21 protein-coding genes and 3 pseudogenes are annotated in these 18,546 nt (G+C 54.9%); 16 read left to right on the top strand and 8 right to left on the bottom strand.

Translation table 11 applies throughout. The features are described from left to right. Positions 1-172: 172 nt before the first annotated feature. The 5 genes from HLAC_RS15200 (at position 173) to HLAC_RS15180 (ending at position 3,772) form a co-directional block, all read left to right on the top strand. Complete coding sequence (locus tag HLAC_RS15200; protein WP_009762297.1) at positions 173-484, top strand: DUF8065 family protein; 312 nt, start codon at positions 173-175, stop codon at positions 482-484. Continuing rightward, positions 485-1,096, top strand: a complete 612-nt coding sequence (locus tag HLAC_RS18080; RefSeq protein WP_009762298.1) for a hypothetical protein — start codon at positions 485-487, stop codon at positions 1,094-1,096. 507 nt (positions 1,097-1,603) lie between these two features. Beyond that, positions 1,604-1,882, top strand: a complete 279-nt coding sequence (locus tag HLAC_RS15190) for a ribbon-helix-helix domain-containing protein (RefSeq protein WP_014053380.1) — start codon at positions 1,604-1,606, stop codon at positions 1,880-1,882. Between the two features lie 318 nt (positions 1,883-2,200). Next, positions 2,201-2,638 (top strand): DUF6176 family protein, encoded by a 438-nt coding sequence (locus tag HLAC_RS15185; RefSeq protein ID WP_014053378.1) that lies wholly within the window; start codon positions 2,201-2,203, stop codon positions 2,636-2,638. A gap of 156 nt (positions 2,639-2,794) precedes the next feature. After that, entirely contained in the window at positions 2,795-3,772 is a 978-nt protein-coding gene (locus tag HLAC_RS15180; RefSeq protein ID WP_014053377.1) for a hypothetical protein, read from the top strand. Positions 3,773-4,189: 417 nt separating this feature from the next. On the opposite strand, the pseudogene HLAC_RS19635 reads toward HLAC_RS15180, so the two are convergent. From HLAC_RS19635 to HLAC_RS15165, 3 genes and pseudogenes are all read right to left on the bottom strand, one after another. After that, positions 4,190-4,339: pseudogene (locus tag HLAC_RS19635) on the bottom strand (IS5/IS1182 family transposase); the annotation flags it as partial. 117 nt (positions 4,340-4,456) lie between these two features. Continuing rightward, positions 4,457-5,158, bottom strand: coding sequence for a PGF-CTERM sorting domain-containing protein (locus tag HLAC_RS15170; RefSeq protein WP_014053375.1), 702 nt, complete (start codon positions 5,156-5,158; stop codon positions 4,457-4,459). Between the two features lie 112 nt (positions 5,159-5,270). Beyond that, complete coding sequence (locus tag HLAC_RS15165) at positions 5,271-6,092, bottom strand: IS5-like element ISHla4 family transposase (protein WP_014053521.1); 822 nt, start codon at positions 6,090-6,092, stop codon at positions 5,271-5,273. Positions 6,093-6,143: 51 nt separating this feature from the next. Here HLAC_RS15165 and HLAC_RS15160 point away from each other — a divergent pair. The 7 genes and pseudogenes from HLAC_RS15160 to HLAC_RS20030 all read left to right on the top strand — a co-directional run. Next, positions 6,144-6,458, top strand: a pseudogene (locus tag HLAC_RS15160) (hypothetical protein); the annotation flags it as partial. A 62-nt stretch (positions 6,459-6,520) separates the two neighbouring features. Continuing rightward, positions 6,521-7,609 carry a tetratricopeptide repeat protein gene (locus HLAC_RS15155; protein ID WP_014053522.1) on the top strand — a complete coding sequence of 363 codons (1,089 nt, stop codon included), beginning with the start codon at positions 6,521-6,523 and terminating at the stop codon, positions 7,607-7,609. Positions 7,610-7,835: 226 nt separating this feature from the next. Then, a complete protein-coding gene (locus HLAC_RS15150; RefSeq protein ID WP_014053523.1) occupies positions 7,836-8,192 on the top strand; it encodes a calcium-binding protein in 357 nt (118 codons plus the stop codon). 119 nt (positions 8,193-8,311) lie between these two features. Beyond that, positions 8,312-9,712 carry a DEAD/DEAH box helicase family protein gene (locus HLAC_RS15145; RefSeq protein WP_015911548.1) on the top strand — a complete coding sequence of 467 codons (1,401 nt, stop codon included), beginning with the start codon at positions 8,312-8,314 and terminating at the stop codon, positions 9,710-9,712. Beyond that, positions 9,712-11,070: a DUF790 family protein gene (locus tag HLAC_RS15140; protein WP_015911547.1), complete on the top strand. Its 1,359-nt coding sequence runs from the start codon at positions 9,712-9,714 to the stop codon at positions 11,068-11,070. Before HLAC_RS15145 ends, HLAC_RS15140 begins: the two co-directional genes overlap by 1 nt. A 65-nt stretch (positions 11,071-11,135) precedes the next feature. Further along, entirely contained in the window at positions 11,136-11,801 is a 666-nt protein-coding gene (locus HLAC_RS15135) for a helix-turn-helix domain-containing protein (protein WP_049933837.1), read from the top strand. After that, positions 11,773-12,015: pseudogene (locus HLAC_RS20030) on the top strand (nucleotidyltransferase domain-containing protein); the annotation flags it as partial. The gene HLAC_RS15135 and the pseudogene HLAC_RS20030, both read left to right, overlap by 29 nt. Before the next feature lie 12 nt (positions 12,016-12,027). Here HLAC_RS20030 and HLAC_RS15130 read toward each other — a convergent pair. Further along, on the bottom strand, positions 12,028-12,714 hold the full coding sequence (locus tag HLAC_RS15130; RefSeq protein ID WP_014053527.1) for a DUF6338 family protein: 687 nt from the start codon (positions 12,712-12,714) through the stop codon (positions 12,028-12,030). A gap of 12 nt (positions 12,715-12,726) precedes the next feature. Then, on the bottom strand, positions 12,727-12,954 hold the full coding sequence (locus tag HLAC_RS15125) for a hypothetical protein (protein ID WP_014053528.1): 228 nt from the start codon (positions 12,952-12,954) through the stop codon (positions 12,727-12,729). A 291-nt stretch (positions 12,955-13,245) separates the two neighbouring features. Between HLAC_RS15125 and HLAC_RS15120 the strand changes: the two genes are divergently transcribed. After that, positions 13,246-14,187, top strand: coding sequence for a hypothetical protein (locus HLAC_RS15120; protein WP_014053529.1), 942 nt, complete (start codon positions 13,246-13,248; stop codon positions 14,185-14,187). A gap of 2 nt (positions 14,188-14,189) precedes the next feature. Continuing rightward, the gene (locus HLAC_RS15115; protein WP_014053530.1) at positions 14,190-14,507 is read left to right on the top strand and encodes a DUF8156 family protein; all 318 of its coding nucleotides are present in this window, start codon (positions 14,190-14,192) and stop codon (positions 14,505-14,507) included. Between the two features lie 374 nt (positions 14,508-14,881). Here the strand turns inward: HLAC_RS15115 and HLAC_RS15110 are convergent, their stop codons facing one another. The 3 genes from HLAC_RS15110 to HLAC_RS15100 all read right to left on the bottom strand — a co-directional run bounded on the left by HLAC_RS15110 (position 14,882) and on the right by HLAC_RS15100 (position 17,517). Then, positions 14,882-15,133, bottom strand: coding sequence for a hypothetical protein (locus HLAC_RS15110; protein ID WP_049933833.1), 252 nt, complete (start codon positions 15,131-15,133; stop codon positions 14,882-14,884). Positions 15,134-15,174: 41 nt separating this feature from the next. Beyond that, positions 15,175-16,449 carry an IS4 family transposase gene (locus tag HLAC_RS15105; RefSeq protein WP_014053531.1) on the bottom strand — a complete coding sequence of 425 codons (1,275 nt, stop codon included), beginning with the start codon at positions 16,447-16,449 and terminating at the stop codon, positions 15,175-15,177. A gap of 249 nt (positions 16,450-16,698) precedes the next feature. Further along, positions 16,699-17,517: a helix-turn-helix transcriptional regulator gene (locus HLAC_RS15100; protein ID WP_014053532.1), complete on the bottom strand. Its 819-nt coding sequence runs from the start codon at positions 17,515-17,517 to the stop codon at positions 16,699-16,701. Positions 17,518-17,765: 248 nt separating this feature from the next. On the opposite strand from HLAC_RS15100, the gene HLAC_RS18065 reads away from it, so the two are divergent. Together HLAC_RS18065 and HLAC_RS18060 are read left to right on the top strand one after the other, a co-directional pair. Next, positions 17,766-18,224, top strand: coding sequence for a hypothetical protein (locus HLAC_RS18065; protein WP_079892127.1), 459 nt, complete (start codon positions 17,766-17,768; stop codon positions 18,222-18,224). Then, the gene (locus HLAC_RS18060) at positions 18,221-18,514 is read left to right on the top strand and encodes a hypothetical protein (RefSeq protein ID WP_015911542.1); all 294 of its coding nucleotides are present in this window, start codon (positions 18,221-18,223) and stop codon (positions 18,512-18,514) included. The genes HLAC_RS18065 and HLAC_RS18060 overlap by 4 nt, the downstream gene beginning before the upstream one ends. Positions 18,515-18,546: the final 32 nt, after the last annotated feature.

The following is an 18,546-nucleotide window of genomic DNA, read 5'->3' as shown; positions in this document are numbered from 1 at the left end:
AAGCCGTAGCCTATCCAATACCGGATCGGCTACAAATAATTATTTTTGTTCAGAATATAAGTTATCTAACAACCAAGGCGGCCAGAAACATCCTCTCGCAAGCAAATCGTTTGTACCCACGTGTTCCCGACTGGGGGAACATTTATACTGGCAGCAGCCCGTACATAGAGATATGAGTCAGGGCTCGTACGACGATACCATCAAATTCCGCGCGGGCGCGCTGAAAGAGGCGGCTGGCGAGCTCGATGCGATCCATCTCGGCGGGATCAATATCAGCGAACTCGCCCGAGCGGGGCTTGCAGATATGCTCCGTCGGAGCATGACTGACGAGGACAAAATCACCCTCTATGAACGCTACAAGGCAGGTGAGATCTCCGAGGAGGCTACTCGCCTGCTGCTTGGCGAGGAGTTCGACCTCCTCCAGGAAGATATCGAAGAGTTTGCCGCGGCAGCCGAGGACGATACCAGCCAATATCTTGTTTGAATGGCGACTGAGGAATCGCAATATCCGATTCTCGTCGATACTGACGCCCTGATCGCTGTCGGGAACAGCTCACTATGGGATTGTATTACTGAGAACATCGGACTCACGACCACGAACGTCTGCCAGCAGGAGCTAAAGCGCCATTACGAGCAGAACCGCTCTCACGCTCCAGAAGGAAGTCGCTCGTATCGCCTTCACCACGGTAGTACGCGTGTTCTTGATGCGCTTGAGGATACAGAGACACCGTTGACACGTGTCGTGAGTGTCCCTCGACCGCATGGGGCTGATGCCGGTGAACAATCGCTGGAACAGCATCTCGTGCAGCATCCAAAGGCGGTCGATTACGTGGTGTTGATGGACGCTCACGGCCGCCGTTCGATCCGTCGAGAGATTCAGAACCGCGACCTCGAGGCGCGTGTAGTGCCACCGACTTTTCTCTTCTACATTCTCTACGATAACGATCTCATCTCGCGAACAGCGTTTTGTGAAACGTGTGTTGAACTTCTCAAAAGCGAAGGGTGGACAGGCTATCACGCCGTCGATGCTGCGTGGGAGGGGATTCCAGTCGACTGCTCAGACGTCATTGACTCGGATCTCCTTCCACCTTCATGATTATAAGGCTCTGTTGAAATCCCATTCTTCAGATAGATTCTCACCTGAAACAGCCGGTCGCTGAAGACTGCGAGTTGACTGATTCAAAATCGCGGTGGTACTGTTGGTTCCGTTGTTCTCGGTGAGCCTGTGGCTTGACATCAGGGCAGTTTGACGGAGAGACTGTAACTGGTCTCCTAATCGGATTGTTTACGGTGGCGTTGCGCTCTTACATCTGGTTTCGATGGGCGTCCCAACGGCCCAGTTGCTGACGGTACCCGCAAGTATTTGGTACATATACACACGTTACAGGCGCATCGGCCTTCGTTGAAATAAATACAAACGCTCGGCTCTGTTGAAATACTTTTTCTCAGACATATACTTGCCTGAAACGGCTGGTCGATGAGACCTGCTTGACGAACACTACGACCGCCGCAATCAGCGTGAAAAGATGGAGCAGTAGCAAAAGTTCCTCGACACATCTGATTTGGCGTAACTGTTATTGCTACACAATTTCAACACAGTAGCATGTCCGAAGCCAGTTCGTCGCCCGAGAAAACGACAGTCAACATCCGAATAACGGAGACGTTTCTCTCCGACGTCGACGCAACATGGGAAGATTTGGGGTACAACAGCCGTAGCGAGTTCGTTCGCGACGTACTCCGTGACGCGGTGAAACATCCGGAGTTCAACCGTGCAGATCTCAAGGCGATTGCTGCGAGCGAGGTCGACATTCAGGAAGGTCGAACCCACTCCAGCGAGGAGATCAAAGCGGAGTACGGACGTGACGATGCCAGCGAGCAATGAGCGAGGACTGGGACTGGAAGCTCACTGACCGATCGAAGCGACAGTTCGAGGCACTCGACGAATACGCTCGCGATCGGATCATCTCCAAGCTTGAGGAAGTTGTCACCGATCAGTGGCGAGAGCCGACAGATTACCTCGAACCGCTCGCGGGAGCGCCACATCAGAAGCTTCGGGTTGGACAGTTCCGCCTCGGATGCCGTGCCGATCGTGAACAACGAATACTGGCTCTGTTGAAATCCTCAGAAAGTGACACATCTCATTCCGGTTCCGGTCAATATAGGCCGTACACAAATGTGAATGGCATCCAACCTATGTTACGTGACCGAAGCTGTCCTAACGAAACAAAAGATTGAGCCTGACAAGGTCGACCGGCTCAAGGAGTGGATGGACGAAGTCCGGGAACGGGAGAGCGAAGTTATCGAAACGTTCCAGTCGGAAGGAATGTTAACCGAGGCGGCATTTCTTGAACAGGGGGACGACGGCGTGTACCTCGTCTATTTCATGGAAGCTGAAGACCTACGCGAAGTTTACGAGTCGTTCAGTGAATCAACGCATGATATCGATCAGGAACAGAAAGAGGTCATGGACGATGTTCTGGAAAGTCCCAAGGATCTTGGAGTCGGAAACTACGAACTGCTCTATTATATGGTCAATCCAGACCGGGCGTTTCAGCCGATAACACGTCTGAAGAACAGGATTTCAACAGAGCCAAACACTTCAAGATGGAGCCAACCGGAGGGTGCCAGCAGCTTTTAACATGTAATAACACACTCTAATTAACATCAAATTACTCAATTTAAAACTCCACCAAGATTATTTATAGAAGATCTTTCTCTATTAAAAATAATCCTACCCTATTAGTGCTGAGTAAATTAACAAGATTTATGTTATTATTCTATACTATACTCGGTTGTGGTTAAACCAGTAACCCGTCGAAAGTTTGGTCGCGTCGTTGGAACTACCGCCGGAATCGCAGGCGTGTCCGGTATTAGTAGTGCGACTGACGGAAAAGAAGATCAGGCCGAACCACAGAGTAACGTTGAGGTGCGGTATGACCGTGTTGTTGAGGATGGCAAAGTATACACCATCGCATTAGCCCGTAACAAAGATACGGACGAGATCAATTCTGCTATCTTCGTCCGACCTACGGGATCTACCGGCTCAGAAGAACTGAATTCTGAGCAGTCTGAGATGGAACTTCTCGATGTTTCTGACGATGTGGTTGATGACGTCGAATCGACGGTCTTCGACAACCAAGACGAACAAAAAGCCAGCACGGAGGGGGGACTACAAAAATCGAGTGGGGGTGAACAGACCGATATCTGGGGGCCCATCCGTGAGAAGACGCAATCTTCGGGCATTTCTACTCAACAAAAATCCATCATACAGGACGTTCTTGAAGAGATCGCGGCTGGTACGAAGGACTCTGTCAAGAGAGTTGGGTTCTACTTCATCGATAGTCCCGATGGAACAGACTGTGACGCAGAAATAACTGATCAACACCCCCACCGTCAGCTGGGCGTCTCTGTTGACTACGACGAAGATATTGGTAAACTCTCAGTCCAGCTCATCACCCCAATTGTAGCGGGTATTATCAGCTCGGTGTTCACCGCTTCGCCCGGCGGTGGACTCGCAGGTACGCTTGCTGGAGCAGTAATTGGATTCGGGATTAACCAGCTCAAAGATACCTCCGTTATCACGGTAGCTTACCGTGATATTGACAAATCTGCGCTCGGGCAGACCGATGCGGCGATTCAACCTCTGGTAAGCGGTATCTGGATGGACGAGGACACCGACATGCTTACTTACACGACAGAGCCTCCCCTCATTCACATAGAAGATACTCCGGTTGGTGTGGATGTTGGTAACGAAACCATCTGGGACCTATAGAGGAGAAGAGCCAAAGAAATTATAAACAGCCGCTCTTTATTTTGAATTAATGATTTGGGAACTGATAGAGGATTATAAAAAGGAGTACCAACAGTCGGGCTGGAAGTTTCATACCCGGTATAAGGGGCCGCTACTGCTTAATTTCAGCCTGTTGGTTGTGCTAATCGTAGTTGTAGGTATTGCTCGAAGCGCCTTTGAACTCTCAGAAGTCGATGTTCTCTTCCTAGTTATGATTACTTGTGTTATTGGTTACATCGTACTGTGGTATCCAGTCCGAAAAGCTGGACTGTAGCACGATTCTATACATACTTACACAGGATGCTCTATTGAAAATGCGGTACGGGAGCGGGATCACAGTGTTTTGGTGAGCTTTTTGAGGGCGAATGAGAGGATGATCTCACGGAACTGTCGGCATCAGAACTGCGAACGCAGGGCGGAGTCCTGCGTTCGCTTGACCGTCGAGTAGGATGTTTCCGACATCCACCGCTGTGTATAGCCTTTTGACCGGATCAGCGCGTTGTTTGCTGCTGCTTTCGGGGTCGATCCACGGTACTGAATAAGGTAGTCCGGCTCTGTTGAAATCCTATTCATCAGACATATACACAGATGAAATAGCCAGTTGGTGAGAGCTGCGAATCGCTCAAAACATCCTTGTACGCTCTACTCAGCCGGAATTCAAAGATCCTACTCGCTGGGACGGGTCATGAACAGCGTAGCTACGACGAGAGCAACGAGAGCCACAGACGCACCGAAGCCGGGCGTGTCATTACTGGTAGCCCCGTCCCGTTCATCGTTACCGTCACTTCCGTTTGAGTCGTTCTCACTATCGGTATCATTGTCTCTATCGACAACAACGCGGTCGTCACCAGCAGGCTGGAATGTGATGGTTACAGTCCGGTTGTCGTCATTCGTAAGGAAGCCGTACTCGTACTCACCCGTGTCAAAGTGTGACACGTTGATCTCATCAAATTCAATAGTGGTGCTGTTGTTTACATCAAGCGTCACTTTTCGGCTGGCGACCGCGTTGTCGCCGATGCGAAACTCAACGGTCTGAACGCCTTTGGCATCACCAGTATTTTCGATCGTAACGGTGAATGCTAATGTGTCGTCAAGAGCCACGGTAGTGTCCCGAGCCTGAGGCGTGAGGTTAGCGATCTCAAAGTAGACCTCACTTTTGTTGGTCTCGTTGGCTGTATTTGGTACATTGGTATCAGCGATTGTATCAGTAACACTTTCGCCAAAACTTGGGGAATGACCGGCCGTGGCTGCGACGGGGTCGGAAACAAAGCCAACTGCGACCACGGAGATTAGCATTGACGCTGCCAAGAGGATCACAGTAATTTTTTCGCGTAAAGTGGTGCCAATTAGACGTTTCGTCGGGGACATACGTATTCGGCTTTGCTGACAAAGAGTATGTCTTGTGGGTCGAAACAGAACACTCTGAGCGATCTCTGCGTCTCCTGCACTGAGCGATTCGTGAGTTTCCTGTATTGACCGCTCAGAGTGATCGATCTACGTTATGAATGAGACAGGCGATGGTGAGTTCACGGAACTGCTTCCACCAGCGCCGTGACCGGACAAACGCCCCGTACTTCCGCTTGAGTGTTGAGTTGACAGTCTCGGATTGACTCCGCTGACCGTAGAGATCAGTGTCTAAGCGTACGTTCCATGCCTTATGGAGTGACGTGAACTCACGATGCTTGATCAGTGGTCGAACTTCGTGTTGCCGGGCGAGCCGCCTGATCTTCTGATCGTCGTACCCTTTGTCACCGAGCAAAACGTCAATATCGTCGGGATTGCGCTTGATCAACGACGGAGCGATCTGGCTATCGTGTTTCCGCGTCGTAGTTACGTGTAGATCGAGTATCGCGTTTACCTTCGCATCGACCAGTAACGTCACCTTGAGCTGCTGAATCGTGAGTTCAGCGCGTTTCGTGTAGTGTTTCGAAGCGTGACTGCGGTCGAACCCTGACGCATCAACACCAACAACGCCGCTTGTCGGAAGTAGTGTCGCTGAGAGAGTCAATATGACACGCCATACAGCCATATCAAGCCGGCTGAACGACTTACAAAGCGTTGAAGCAGTAGGAAGTTCGGCTAGCCCGAGAACACGACGGATGCGTGGCATCTCGATCAGTTCGTCAAGCAGACCACGGTAGGTCGTGTTCTTCCGAACTTTGAGACAGAGCAGAACAACGTGCTGCGGAAGTGTATAGCGGTGTTTAGAGAATTTCGAGGAGTACCGAGAGACCGCCCGGCGTGCCAGATGGATCGCCTTCTCAGTAAACCGGAGAATCTGCGACTTTGGGAGGGACTTCATCCCATAGAATTACACGGCGAACATGTACATCTCTGAGGATTTCAACAGAGCCATCTTCGTATGTACGGCCTCGAAGACGAGTATATAGATTCGACACTCAACGTTATCCCAGATCACCAGTTTACCGAGGTCAACGATCCATCATACACGACCGCAAGCGTGGTGACGGTTTCTGCCATTGCCGAACGTGCGACGCTCTGGGAGGGAGACAGACTCAGCATGATCTATGATTTCGGGACTCCCTCACACTACTACTGCATCGTCAAGGAGGTGTACAGTGGAGACGAGATTGAGAATTTTCTCAAGGAACGTGAGCCGATCGCTACGACCGAGACAGCCGCGATCATCGACGAGAAACGACCCTAGTAATGGCCACGAGCGGTCAGTTGTCCCGCTCTTTTTCACCCGACTCCTCAAACGCGTAATCAATGCCCGACTGTCCGTACTGTGAGCGATCCTTCGCGGACGAATCCGAGATCCGCAAGCATCTCTACGAAGACCACGAGTCCGACGAACTCGGTCGGATCGACACCAAGCGGGTTGAGCAGTACATCGACGATCACGACCTCGAAGAAAGCGACGATGCCACTCGTGCGCAGCAAGACACAGAGGAAACGGTAGGCATGACCCCGGCGACCGACCGCCAGTCGGATGAGCGGTGGGAGTTACATGACGTGCAGGCCCTGTCGACGGAGGAAATTCGGGACAAGCTTGCCGAGCACGGTATCGACACGACCGAAGCGTCGTTCCGTGACCGTGCGGCCGAGGTTGACTCCGCGATGGCACTTGCTGACCAGTGGGAAGACGATCACGATGTCGACGCGTCGGGGTACGATCAGGATTTCATCTGGATGGCGGCTGAAGTGTTCTGGAGCCGGTGGGCATCCGATCTCCCCTATCGGGAACGGATCTACGACCTGGTACAGGAAGGCCGAGAACTCCGTGAGCAGGGCAACGACGCCGAGGCTTGCCAGCAATGGCTGACTGCCTGGGAGACCATTATCGCCGTCACGCCGGAAGACATCACGACAATCGAGGCGGCTGATGATCACCTCCCGAATGTGCTCTCACTCGAACCATTCCTGCGGTCGGTCGACAACGACCTTGCCGCCCTGGCAGCGGACGATCCAACCTATCACGAGCGACGCCTCGAATTCTGTCGGGGGGTCTGTACCCAGTTTCCGGATGCACCTGACGAGCTACTCCTTGATTTCCGCCACTTCATCGCTGACTTGCTGACAGAGCTAGGACGACTGGACGAAAGCAGAAACGAGTTCGAGACGCTCATTCGAGACTATCCCGAAGATTCCTGGGCGTACAAGAAACTCGCAGATAGCTACTGGCGGGAGGGAGCTGACGAGCCAACAGCCGAGGATCTGGAACGCGCCGTGAAATTGTACGAACAGGCCCTAAACGCCGAAGGTTCTCTCGAACAACCATCAACTGTCTCTGAGCGGATCGACGAACTCGAACGCCGATTGGCTAACATGGACACGTCCGAGATGCAAGAGGAATAGGTGGCCTCTGTCAACTGATGCACACCGTGAGCCGTCGACATTCGTCATCAGACAATCCCATCCTCCATCTTAACCAACAGTATACAGATCTATCGGGCATTCGTTGGTTAACTTCGTCCAGCGACTCGGAGCCCTTCCACGGCCAGGATTCAGCGCGTCCTGCTTCGGTCAAGGAGTGGTTTCGGCCACCCCGAGCATCTTGAAGTCGGGATGAGTATTGGTCAGCATGACGCGGGCCGAGAAGGACGAGGAGCGAGAAGAGCGCATCGAGATGCGGATCATCGTCGATACCTACAGCCCTGAAGAGCAAGCGTGGGGATGGTGCGAGTATCTGGACGACACGATGGACTTCCCGTTCGAAGCACGCTGTGTCACCGAGCAAGAGGAGTCACCGCTGGAGGAAGGCGAAACAGTACGCGTAGTGGGGATGTCTCCGACAGATCCGACTCTCAGCCAAATGTTCGTGACGATAGAGTGGATGGACAGAACACTTGGCGTGCCACTGGAGCAACTGGAGCCGATCGAAGCCAGTAGTAAGACGGACCAAGCGATCGCAGACTGGCAGTACTGGCTCGATCGCTGACAACCGTAACTCCGAAACAATAGAACCACTCGCATCCGCAGAAGGACAGACGTACGCCTCCATGGAACCCGAGGAACCCACATATTGAATCCGGTCGGGGGTCTCTGTACCAACATCGAATGCAAGTCGAATTCGACGACGGGACGCTCCTGCTCCGTAATGCTCCTGACGATGTTCCCTATGGGGAGTGGGACGACCGCGTCGACGAGTACCGAACGCGAGCATATCGATATCGAGCCCTGCTCGAGTGGGCCGGTAAGTGGACGGACGGAAACGAGCAGGCAACGTTGCAAGAAGGCTTCGCTCACACTCTCGAAGACACCGCGCGGGCCTACCCCGATCTCGATCTCACGCAAGCGCTCCACATCGAACCGCGTGACTACCAGCAAGCGGCGCTCGACGCCTGGATCGACCACGATCGGCGAGGGAGTGTCGTACTCCCCACGGGCAGCGGGAAGACGTTCCTCGGGCTGCAGGCCATCGCCGACGCTGGCGTCAGTACTCTCGTCGTGACGCCGACGATTGACCTCATGAACCAGTGGCACGCCACGCTCACCAACGCCTTCGGCGACCAACTCACGGAACCGGTCGGCGTCCTCGGCGGCGGCAGCCACGACGTCACCGCGATCACCGTCACCACCTACGACAGCGCCTACCGCTACGTCAACGAGTACGGCGATCAGTTCGGCTTGCTCGTCGTCGACGAGGAACACCACCTGCCAGCCCCGACCTACCGGCAGATCCCCGAGATGATTATCGCCCCGTATCGCCTCGGGCTGACCGCCACCTACGAGCGGCCCGATGGTAAGCACGAACTTCTTGAGGACCTCCTCGGCCCGGTCGTCTACCGGAAGGACGTCGACGAACTCGCCGGCGAATACCTCAGCGAGTACGAAACGATCCACATGTCGGTCGACCTCACGGCTGACGAACGTGAGGAGTACGACGAGGAGTACCAGATCTATCGCGACTACGTCGACAGCCACGAGTTTGACCTCTGGAAAGAGGACGGCTACGCAGAGTTCCTCAAACGCACGTCCTACGACCCGCAAGGGCGGCGGGCGCTCATCGCCAAGCAACGTGCCGAGCGAATCGCCCGAACCGCCGAAAAGAAACTCGACACGCTCGACAACCTATTGAAACGTCATCACGATGATCGAACAATTATTTTCACCGCCAACAACGACTTCGCCTACGACATCTCCCGGGAGTTCATCGTCCCCTGTATCACTCACCAGACCAAGACTGACGAACGCACCGAAATCCTCGACCGCTTCCGGAGCGGGGAGTACTCGATGCTCGTCACGTCACAGGTGCTCGACGAGGGCATCGACGTCCCGGCGGCAAACGTCGGGATCATCCTCTCGGGGAGCGCCTCGAAACGCCAGTACGCGCAACGGCTTGGCCGCATCCTGCGACCCACGGACGACCGCCAGCCCGCGCGGCTCTACGAGATCATCACCGAGGATACGATGGAGACGTACGTCTCCCAACGCCGCCGTGAGGGGGTGAGTGCGTAGTGCTGACCGCGAACCTCGCCCGGTCACGCACGACCGACGAAGAAGTCAAACCGCTGTTCATCGATCCCGACGAGGAGCGCTACCAACAGACTGCTCGAGAACTCATCCAGCTGTTCGAGGCCCATCTCGGTGAGCCGAAAGGCGACCTCGAGGACGCGATTGACGAGCTGACCATCGCGGATACCGACTACAAGATCGTCCAAGGGCTGGCGAAACTCCTGAAAGACGAGTGTGAGTTCGAGGTCGTCGCCTCCGTCGAACCGCGTGAGATCCGCCGGCGACTCTTCGAGAAAGCCAACGAGCGCTATCCGATCGTCCGCCAGCCGACGCTGGGCGAGGACACACAGAAGCTGGAGGTGTACAGCGCGGTCGCCGACGACCTCGGGGTGTCGTTGGAAGAGTGCTATCGCGGGATGTACGCCGATCTCGAAGACAACAAACGACTCGTCCGAATCGGAACGCGGACGGCCGACCAGTACGCCAGTGATGACGATACGTCGACGTCGACGACCAACCTGACCGGCAGCAGCGACGCGGAGTATGAACACACGGGTCTCACCGTGGACTGGTTGGTGACCCGGTACAACCTCGCGCTCGCCCAGGCGGTGCTCTACGACGCCACAGAAATGCGGATTCGGGTGTGGGACCACTTCGGGACGGTGTTCAGTTACGTGAAGCTGTTCGGGTTGATGCATCGCATCTATCCGATCGACAGCGACGGTGAACGCGTCGCGAACACGGACCAAGCCGCCGGCTACGAGGCCGTACTGGACGGCCCGGCATCGCTATTCTCAAAGTCGCAGAAGTACGGGATTCGCATGGCGAACTTCCTGCCGGCATTGCCCCTCTGTGACCGCTGGGAGATGGTTGGTGAGATCCTCGTCGACGAGACGACCGGCGAGACCCGACAGTTCGCGCTCGACCCCACGGAGGATCTCGATTCACACTACAGCGCGGGCGACCAGTTCGATAGCGACGTCGAGCGGACGCTCGCCGATAAATGGGAGCGAGCGAATACGGACTGGAAGTTGGTGCGGGAAGACGATGTCTTCGACCTAGGTGCTGAGGTGATGATTCCCGACTTCGCGATCGAACATCCCGATGGCAGGCGTGCGATCCTCGAGATTGTCGGCTTCTGGACGCCCGAATATCTGGACGCGAAACTGGAGAAGATTCGAAAGGTGGAGGCCGACAATTTCGTGCTGGCTGTCTCGGAGCAACTGGATTGTGCGAGCGAGGAGTTCGGGAGCGCCGCCGATCGAGTGCTGTGGTTCAAAACGGGAATTCACGTCTACGATGTAGTCGATTTAGTTGAGCAATACGCGACAGGGATGTCACAGAGTGAAGAGCAGGCTTGAAAAATAGTGGATCAAGTAAGGATTTTAACTGTTACCGGTTTATTGGTAACTACCAGAAGCACGAAATGCTCGACCACACGGCGGCCCAGGTCCTCCTCGCCATCGAGAGTGGTGACTCCATCCGTTGTGTCGCGCAGCATCTCCACACACCGTACGAGACGGTGAGACAGGCCGTCAACCGACTCGAAGACGCAGGCTACGTCACCTATGACGAAGGGCTCTCAGTCGTCGACGAGCACGTCCGCGACGCTGCCCGCGAGCTCGTCGCTGCCAGCGCCGGCGTCAGTCCACCCTCCATCGAGGAGGCCTACGTCATCCCACAGTTCGGTGAGTGGCCATTCGCGTTTACGCGGGTCGACGCCGTCTACGTGTGGACCCAAGGCGGCTACCAAGTCAGCCGCGATCCCGACGATTACCCGATATTCATCGCTGTTCGCGAGCAGGACATCGACGCCTGGGAGACGTTCTTCGCACCCTTCGGGCTACCAACCGCCTTCGAGCGCCAGCCCAGCGACGAGATCGATGGTCGCCTGCAGATCGTTCTCGAGCCACGCCCCTCACTCGACATCGAGCACGTTGAAGGCTACCCGGTGATCCCGAGAGACGAGACGATCGAGTATATGCGTGAGAACTACGCCCAATTCCAGTCGGGGCTGGCGATGCTCGACCGGATGTACGAGGACCTCGACCTCGGCGTCACGTATCGGGAGACAGAACGGGCACAGACATAGCTTCCATAACCGAAGTGACGCGCTCATCGAACTGTTCGAGGAGCTCACGCAAGCGGGGCACGAGTACGTCCTTGTGGGGGGATACGCTGTCTCAGCGTCCAATGCTCGCTTCTCTACGGACCTCGATATCGTCGTCGCGCCGGACTCCAAGGCTGACTTCGTCGAGTTCATCGAGCACCGGGGCTTCGAAGAAACGGACAGCCACGCCAAGGAATCACTTCTGGTGTCACTCGGAGTCAGGATCATCATCGGCTTCATTGTCCTCGCTGTCGCCAGCGGGGTGTGTTCTCCTTCCTTCTGAATCAACCTCATTCACGACTTGAATCTGTTCGATGTCCTCTTCAAAGAGAAGTATTTTTGTTAAACCCATCTTTGACCAACCGTCTCCATCCCACTCTGCAGGGTAACCTAGAGCGATTTGCCGTTCATTCCCCGACTCACTCCACTCAGCGATGTATCCCTGGAACCACGACTCAGTGGTCAACACTCGAACGATGTTCGCCGTTTTTAGCGATCCCACCCAGGGCTGGTGTGGATGACTATTCACGTCAAACCGTCGTTGAAGTCTTTCGCGAGCGGCATACGCGAAATCGCCACTGACGGCCACGGCACCGACGACTCCGACTGCTACAGAGAGAAGTGCGAGTATGAGAACTCGCTCTGGCCTGAATCCTCCTTCGAAAAACAATCTAACCGCTGCTGTTGGGTCAGTGATCTCCCCACCGAACAGCGTGTAGCCCCAGAAGAATAGCGGATCGATAATGAACGCCGCTGCGATACTCGCGCCGAGTAGTCGTCCGTCCGAGAGTGATTCTTCGAGGCCTCCGATGATAATAGCGGTGTAGACTGCAATGAAGCCGGGTGCAACGACGATTAGCGATAGAAGGACGTTCTCTGGAGAGAGCGCTGGCATCCGATCGGTTCTCTACTCGTCTTCGGAATTCGACTCGTCGTCTGTTCGCATCTGCATCGGGACGTGTTCGGGGGCCATTGTGACGTGCTCCGCGTCCTCGGGGACCTCTCGCTCACCTCCGAGGGCTTCGTCGAGGTCGCGAGAGCGGGACTTGGAAAACTCGCCGTCTGTCGTCCGTTTTTTAGAATTACCTCGGATTGTTCGATTGTCGACTTCCTGCTCCTGCTCGTCATCACTCATATAGGGATGTTTTGTCGGTAGTTAGATATAACTGTTTCGCAGGATATTATTGGCTGCGCTCCTGCTGTTGCTTAGTGGCTGGAGATCAGTTCATCGCGCGGGTTCACCGTGACAGCGAAGACCCATTACTACTTGGGTAATTAACAAGGTCATTCTGGAAACGTTCTCGGAAACAGTCAATCGTCCACAAAACACAACGACTGAGGATGGGCCACCATCTATCTCGTGCCTTCCCTGAAACGCGGAAGCGCCACGCCGCGGCTTATCGGGATTGTGGACCTCTAGTCAAGTATGGGAGAACACTCGATGTCGAACCGATTGGCAGTGGAGCAGCCGACACGGGGCGCTGACCGCAATCGATCCCTTGCTGACCAAGCCGATCCAGCTACGGACGATATGCTACTTCCTTCCCTCAAGGACGGCGTCACCCTCCTCGATGTGGAGGGCGGTCGCGGCGTCCCGATTCTGCAGTCGCTCGTGCTCGATCATCTCCTCCTGCACGCCGGGCCCGCCTTCTGGGTCGACGCAAACGGACACGCGACAACAACAACGCTCTCCCAAATTGCTCCCAGCCGGCGGCTACTTGACCGGATCCACGTCGCACGCGGCTTTACCGCCTACCAGCACTACGGCGCCGTCTCTGATCTCCCGACGGCGGTGAATCAGTCCATTCAAGAATCGACGTCCGACGATAGTCTTCGAAATCGACAACCTACGGAGAATGACGATGAATCGCCACACACCCCCTCGCTCATCGTCGCGCCGGCCGTCGACATCCAGTATCGGGCCGACGATACCCTCGGGGAAACACACGCGGAAACGCTTCAGACCCGAACGCTCGCCCGGTTGGCGACCTACGCCGACGGGTACGACATCCCCGTGCTAGTCACCCGGACCAAGCGCAACGACTTCACAGCGTCGGGCGTGACGGCAGCCGACCACCACCTGGAGTGCGAGCAAACCCGAATGGGGCCGCGGGTCGTCGGCGACGGCTTCGAGACGCTCGTCTATCCCGTCGACGACGGTGCGTACTACCAGACGACGTTCGCGTACTGGCGGCAGCTGCTCGCAGCGCGCGCCACGCAGGTCGGCGTGGAACCGACGACGCCGGCGCCGTCGACGCCGACTCCGGAAGGCGTCGGGACGGGTGTCACAGCTGACGGTGAGACGGTCGCAGCCACCGCGGATCCCTTGCTTGATGCGTGGACCGCGACTGGGACAGGAGGCCGATAGCGATGGGGCGAACGAATCCGACATACCGGGATGCGCTGCGAGCCATCGAAGAGCGCTGGGCGGAGTTTCGCCGGGCACTGCGGCGTCACGACCAGCCGCGATTCGACCGGCTGTTCGAGTACGCCCGCGAGCACGCTGACGCGAGCGGCCTGTTGAACCACCAGAATCCACTCCTGCTGGCGCTGCTCAGCATCGACCTCGAACAAGAAACGTGTCTTGACGAACACGAGCAACGCATAGCGGAGCTTGAAACGAGGGTCGACCAGCTGTCCAACCGCGACGGAGACACGACGAACGCTGGTGGCGAGGATAATGAGTGATTTCGGAGCCGTTGCGTTCGATAACGAGACGACTGGCTGACCGTGATCGGATTCGATTTCGAGAGCGGGTCATGTGTCTTCCTCAACACGGGTAGGCGAGCCCAACTGGTCTCGAACAGAAACTCGATGATGAGGTAACGCGGCCTGTTTCGTTTTCTGCCCACGGAACCGAGGAGAACTGCTAGAGGACATCGTAGAATTCACCGAGGCGAAGCTCCGATCTTGCGAGGTGAAACTCATCGCATACAACGGTGAGTGCTGGAACGGTGGACCTCCCCCTTACTACGAACGCGTTTGAGCCGCCACAATGTCGAGTGGCCCCTTGCGAATCTACCTTACGTCGACGTGAGGGGCGTTTCTAAGTGAACACCATCCTATTCTGACTGATCCTCGTCGACGATTTCTTCGTGGTACTCGATGAACCGGTCAGCCCGCTCCTCATAATCGTCTTCATCGACGTATTGCCGCACCCCGAGAAATGGCTTCTTCCGCTTCACATCATGGGAGGACATCCTGATGCGACGGAAATCCTCATCGCTCAGTGACTTCCCATTCAGCGGGTTGAGTTCGCGATCATCGGAAAGATACCCAGATATAATTCCGGTAAAGCAGTAGAACTCGCCCAAGCTGTACTCTGGCTCAATTGAGTACGGCCATCCGTCTTTAGTTAAGCCTCACATCTCGGTTGTGTAGCGGTAGCGAGCGTCTCTTGTAAGATTGGTCGTCGCTTGTGGATCTTTTGAGCGTCTTCGATCAGCCGGTCGAGCAGCGGCGGTGGTGAGTAGCCGAGGAACTCACCGAGTTCGTGGAGAATAAGCTGGGCGTGCGACCGAAAGGTCGCCGCCCAGCGCTCTGTCGGAAACACAAGCTCATCATCCGCCTGCTCAGTGACTAGATCTAACAGATCGCGGCTTACAAGCAGCGACAGCAGCGCTGCGTACAATAAGATCCTCACCACGTGTTCGTCACTCGTGTCGAACTCGTCCAATTCGTACTGTGTCTTCAGCTCCCGGAACAGCAACTCAACTTCCCACCGACAGCGGTAGATCTCCGCTAAATCCGCCGGAAAGAACTCCTTCCTCGCTAAATTCGTCATGTACAGGTGGTAGTCGTCGGCGTCCTCGTCGCGGACGCCGACGACGCGAAATCGCTTCGTATCCAGCGACTGTGTCCCATTGTACGGCCCCCGCTTGAACTCGACTTCGACCTCCACATCGATGTACTTCCGATCGAGATCGTCGAGAACAGTTCGGAGCTGCTTGCCTTCTAAGGGAATGGCGCGGCCGCGCCATTCCCGTAATTCTGCCGTAATCACCGGGTTCGCGTTCTGTTTCAGCCGGCTCACGAAGTAGCCGCCGTTCTCGTCGATCAGCGCAAACCGGCGGTACTTGAAGTAGGCGAGATCGAACAGCATGAGGCGGTTCTCAAGCCATGGCCCTGTTTTGAACAGGGTGCTGTCGTGTGTTTTCTCGTCAGCAGTATCGATTCGTTCGATCGTCTGCTCTGTGGCATTGTGGAGCAGGTGGAGCTTCGCTCCAGCCTGCTCCTCATGGCGGGCTTCGAACTGATCTGAAAGAAACTCATGTAACCGCAACACCGTTCCATCGGCGACCATCACGTCTCTAAATCGATCGGTATCAGCGTCAACAGCATCAGAGACAGCGACCTCGTCGAGACCGCGCTCGACGAGGTCGCGGAAGTACTCCGCAAGCGTCGGCGTCAACCACTGATAGAACCCACTGGGCGAGATTGTCTCATCGGCAGTTGAGTTGTAAGATCGCCTGAACCCGGCGAGTGTTCGGCTTTCACCTGCGGCGAAGCCGAACACGAACGCCCAAACGAAGGCAGGGATCTGGAGCTTGCGGTCACGTTCGACCACGCCGAGTTCCTCGGCGTGCTCTTCGAGGAACTCGGAGGGAAACAGTGTAGTGAGCCGACGCATAATTCGAGATGAGGAGCCGTTGGGCACAAACTCGGCTTCCTCATTCCTTCCGAAAGATGTCTCGATAAGCCGCCGCTGTCACGCGGTTTCTTGCTTAACTGAAGACGGATGTTCGGCGAAGTAACCATGTCTGTTAAAATTCTCTCAAGTTGATAAACTAGTGTCAGATCCGCAATCCTTGTACGGTGTATCCGCTTGCCCGGATCGGTTGGGATATGAGTAGAACGTGTACCTCAACTAAAACTCGGATCAGAAACGATCCGCTGAACTATTTATTCGATGTTTGATAGACCCTCCGCGCAGCAGGATCGGGTCTGCGTTCTGTTTCACGCGTTCATACTGCTTTTCAGCCCATGAGAGTGCGTCGTCGGTGTCATTGACGATCAGGCCAGCGATGCCTTGCTCTGTGAAGATGGTGATCCCTGCGCGGTCGTGATCGAAAATCGAGAGCCCGTACGAAAACGGGATGGACGCACGCAAGACATCGACATCCGGGTCGTTCAGTACGTCTGTCGATATCGACGGGTACGTTGAATGAAACCACGCATGGACCTCCGGAGGGATGATCATCTCGAACGTGGCATTTCGTCCTGAAATCCCCATTTCGTAGAACCGGTCAGCATACCCGGCAACGACGTTTGGCGTCACAACACGAACATCGGTCGCTACTTCAACAAAGTCCAGAAGCGTAGTCATCACGGCGTCCTGAATACTCGAATGGGTCTCGTAGGTGTCCGCACCTTCGATGAACGCCCAACTAACCTCTTCATCAGTGTCCATGAAATCCAGCACTGACGAAACATCCCCAAGGTTGTCGAGTTGGTCAAGGTAGTTGCGGTGTGCACGACAGGCTAACCGGCCTGACTGTGTTGAATACCAGTCTCCATCTCTGTACTCGACGAGATCTGCTTGTTCGAGCTCACGAACGACATCATCAAGAGTTGAACGAGGCATATCGAGTGTGTCAACGAGCTCGGGTTTGGCTTGAGGATGGTTGATGAGCGCGTTGAGACACTCATAGCGCTTGAGGAGGACAGTAGCGAGTTCATCGTTAGCGGGGCTCGACATGACTTCATTTACAAATAAGTATTATTTAACTTAAGACTTTCCTATAAACTACTAGGGACGTAAGATTTGCTGAGGCGGATCGCTCTATTCTTGATTACAGCCACTTTGAGCCGAGACAAAAATTTGAATAAAACGTGAGAGTATGGTAGGGGATAGTTACTTCTCGTTAAAAGCCGAGTAATTCGTGATTTTCCGAACAAACAGAATGAATACTAGAACAGTCAACATCAATACGTGGTGACGCAATCATGACAAAACCAGGCCGAAGACGGTTGTTACAGTTGGTTGGTTCAGGTGTACTGGCTGGCGTAGTACCTGGAGTTGGAAGTGCAAAGAAGGATACATATCCTAAGGTGAGTGATCTTGGGATGTATGAGGATCACCCAGTCGAAGTCTTTGCTGCCGGCGCGCAGCCCCATCCGAACCAGAATCGGATTGCAGTCGTAACTGCTGCGTTTGGTGATGGAATACAGCTATATATCGCTGATGGAGCCGAAACGGTTAATGACGTTCCGGAATCCATTTACAGGATTACCGATGACGCTAATGGGGGAGTTTTCGAGCCACGCTGGAAAGAAGGTAACCGTATTGAATATGTAAAAGATTTCGTACGGTATAAGTTGAAGATACCTCCGTCGTATAAAAAACTCGACCACAAAACCGTTACTGAAAACGTGCTCGAAGAGAACGGAGGTGATTCGACATGAGCCCGCTACCTTTCCCCATCCCAGGCAGCTTACCGTTCGACCTTTGCGCGCCGACACCAGAGGGAACAAGATTTTGCGTCCAGACAGGTAGTATCGAAGGAAACATCGGTGAACCGCGTGATTGTCAGAACGGGTCAACGCCGCCGCTCGTATCAGTTGATGTAACGTACCAAGAAGAGTCAATTGAGGTACTTGATGACGGAGAAGTCCTCATTGAGAGAAGTATCTGGATCGGCGTTGAAGAAGATCTGGTCGTGTCGCAAAGTCCTCTAGAGTTCAGTAGTAACTGACTCCCGTGAAGGCGGGGTTGCCTCTGGTGTCC

Source organism: Halorubrum lacusprofundi ATCC 49239 (assembly GCF_000022205.1).
GTDB classification, from domain to species: Archaea; Halobacteriota; Halobacteria; order Halobacteriales; family Haloferacaceae; genus Halorubrum; species Halorubrum lacusprofundi.
The sequence above is the reverse complement of the archived record's forward strand: the minus strand, read 5'-3'. Positions and strand labels throughout refer to the sequence as shown.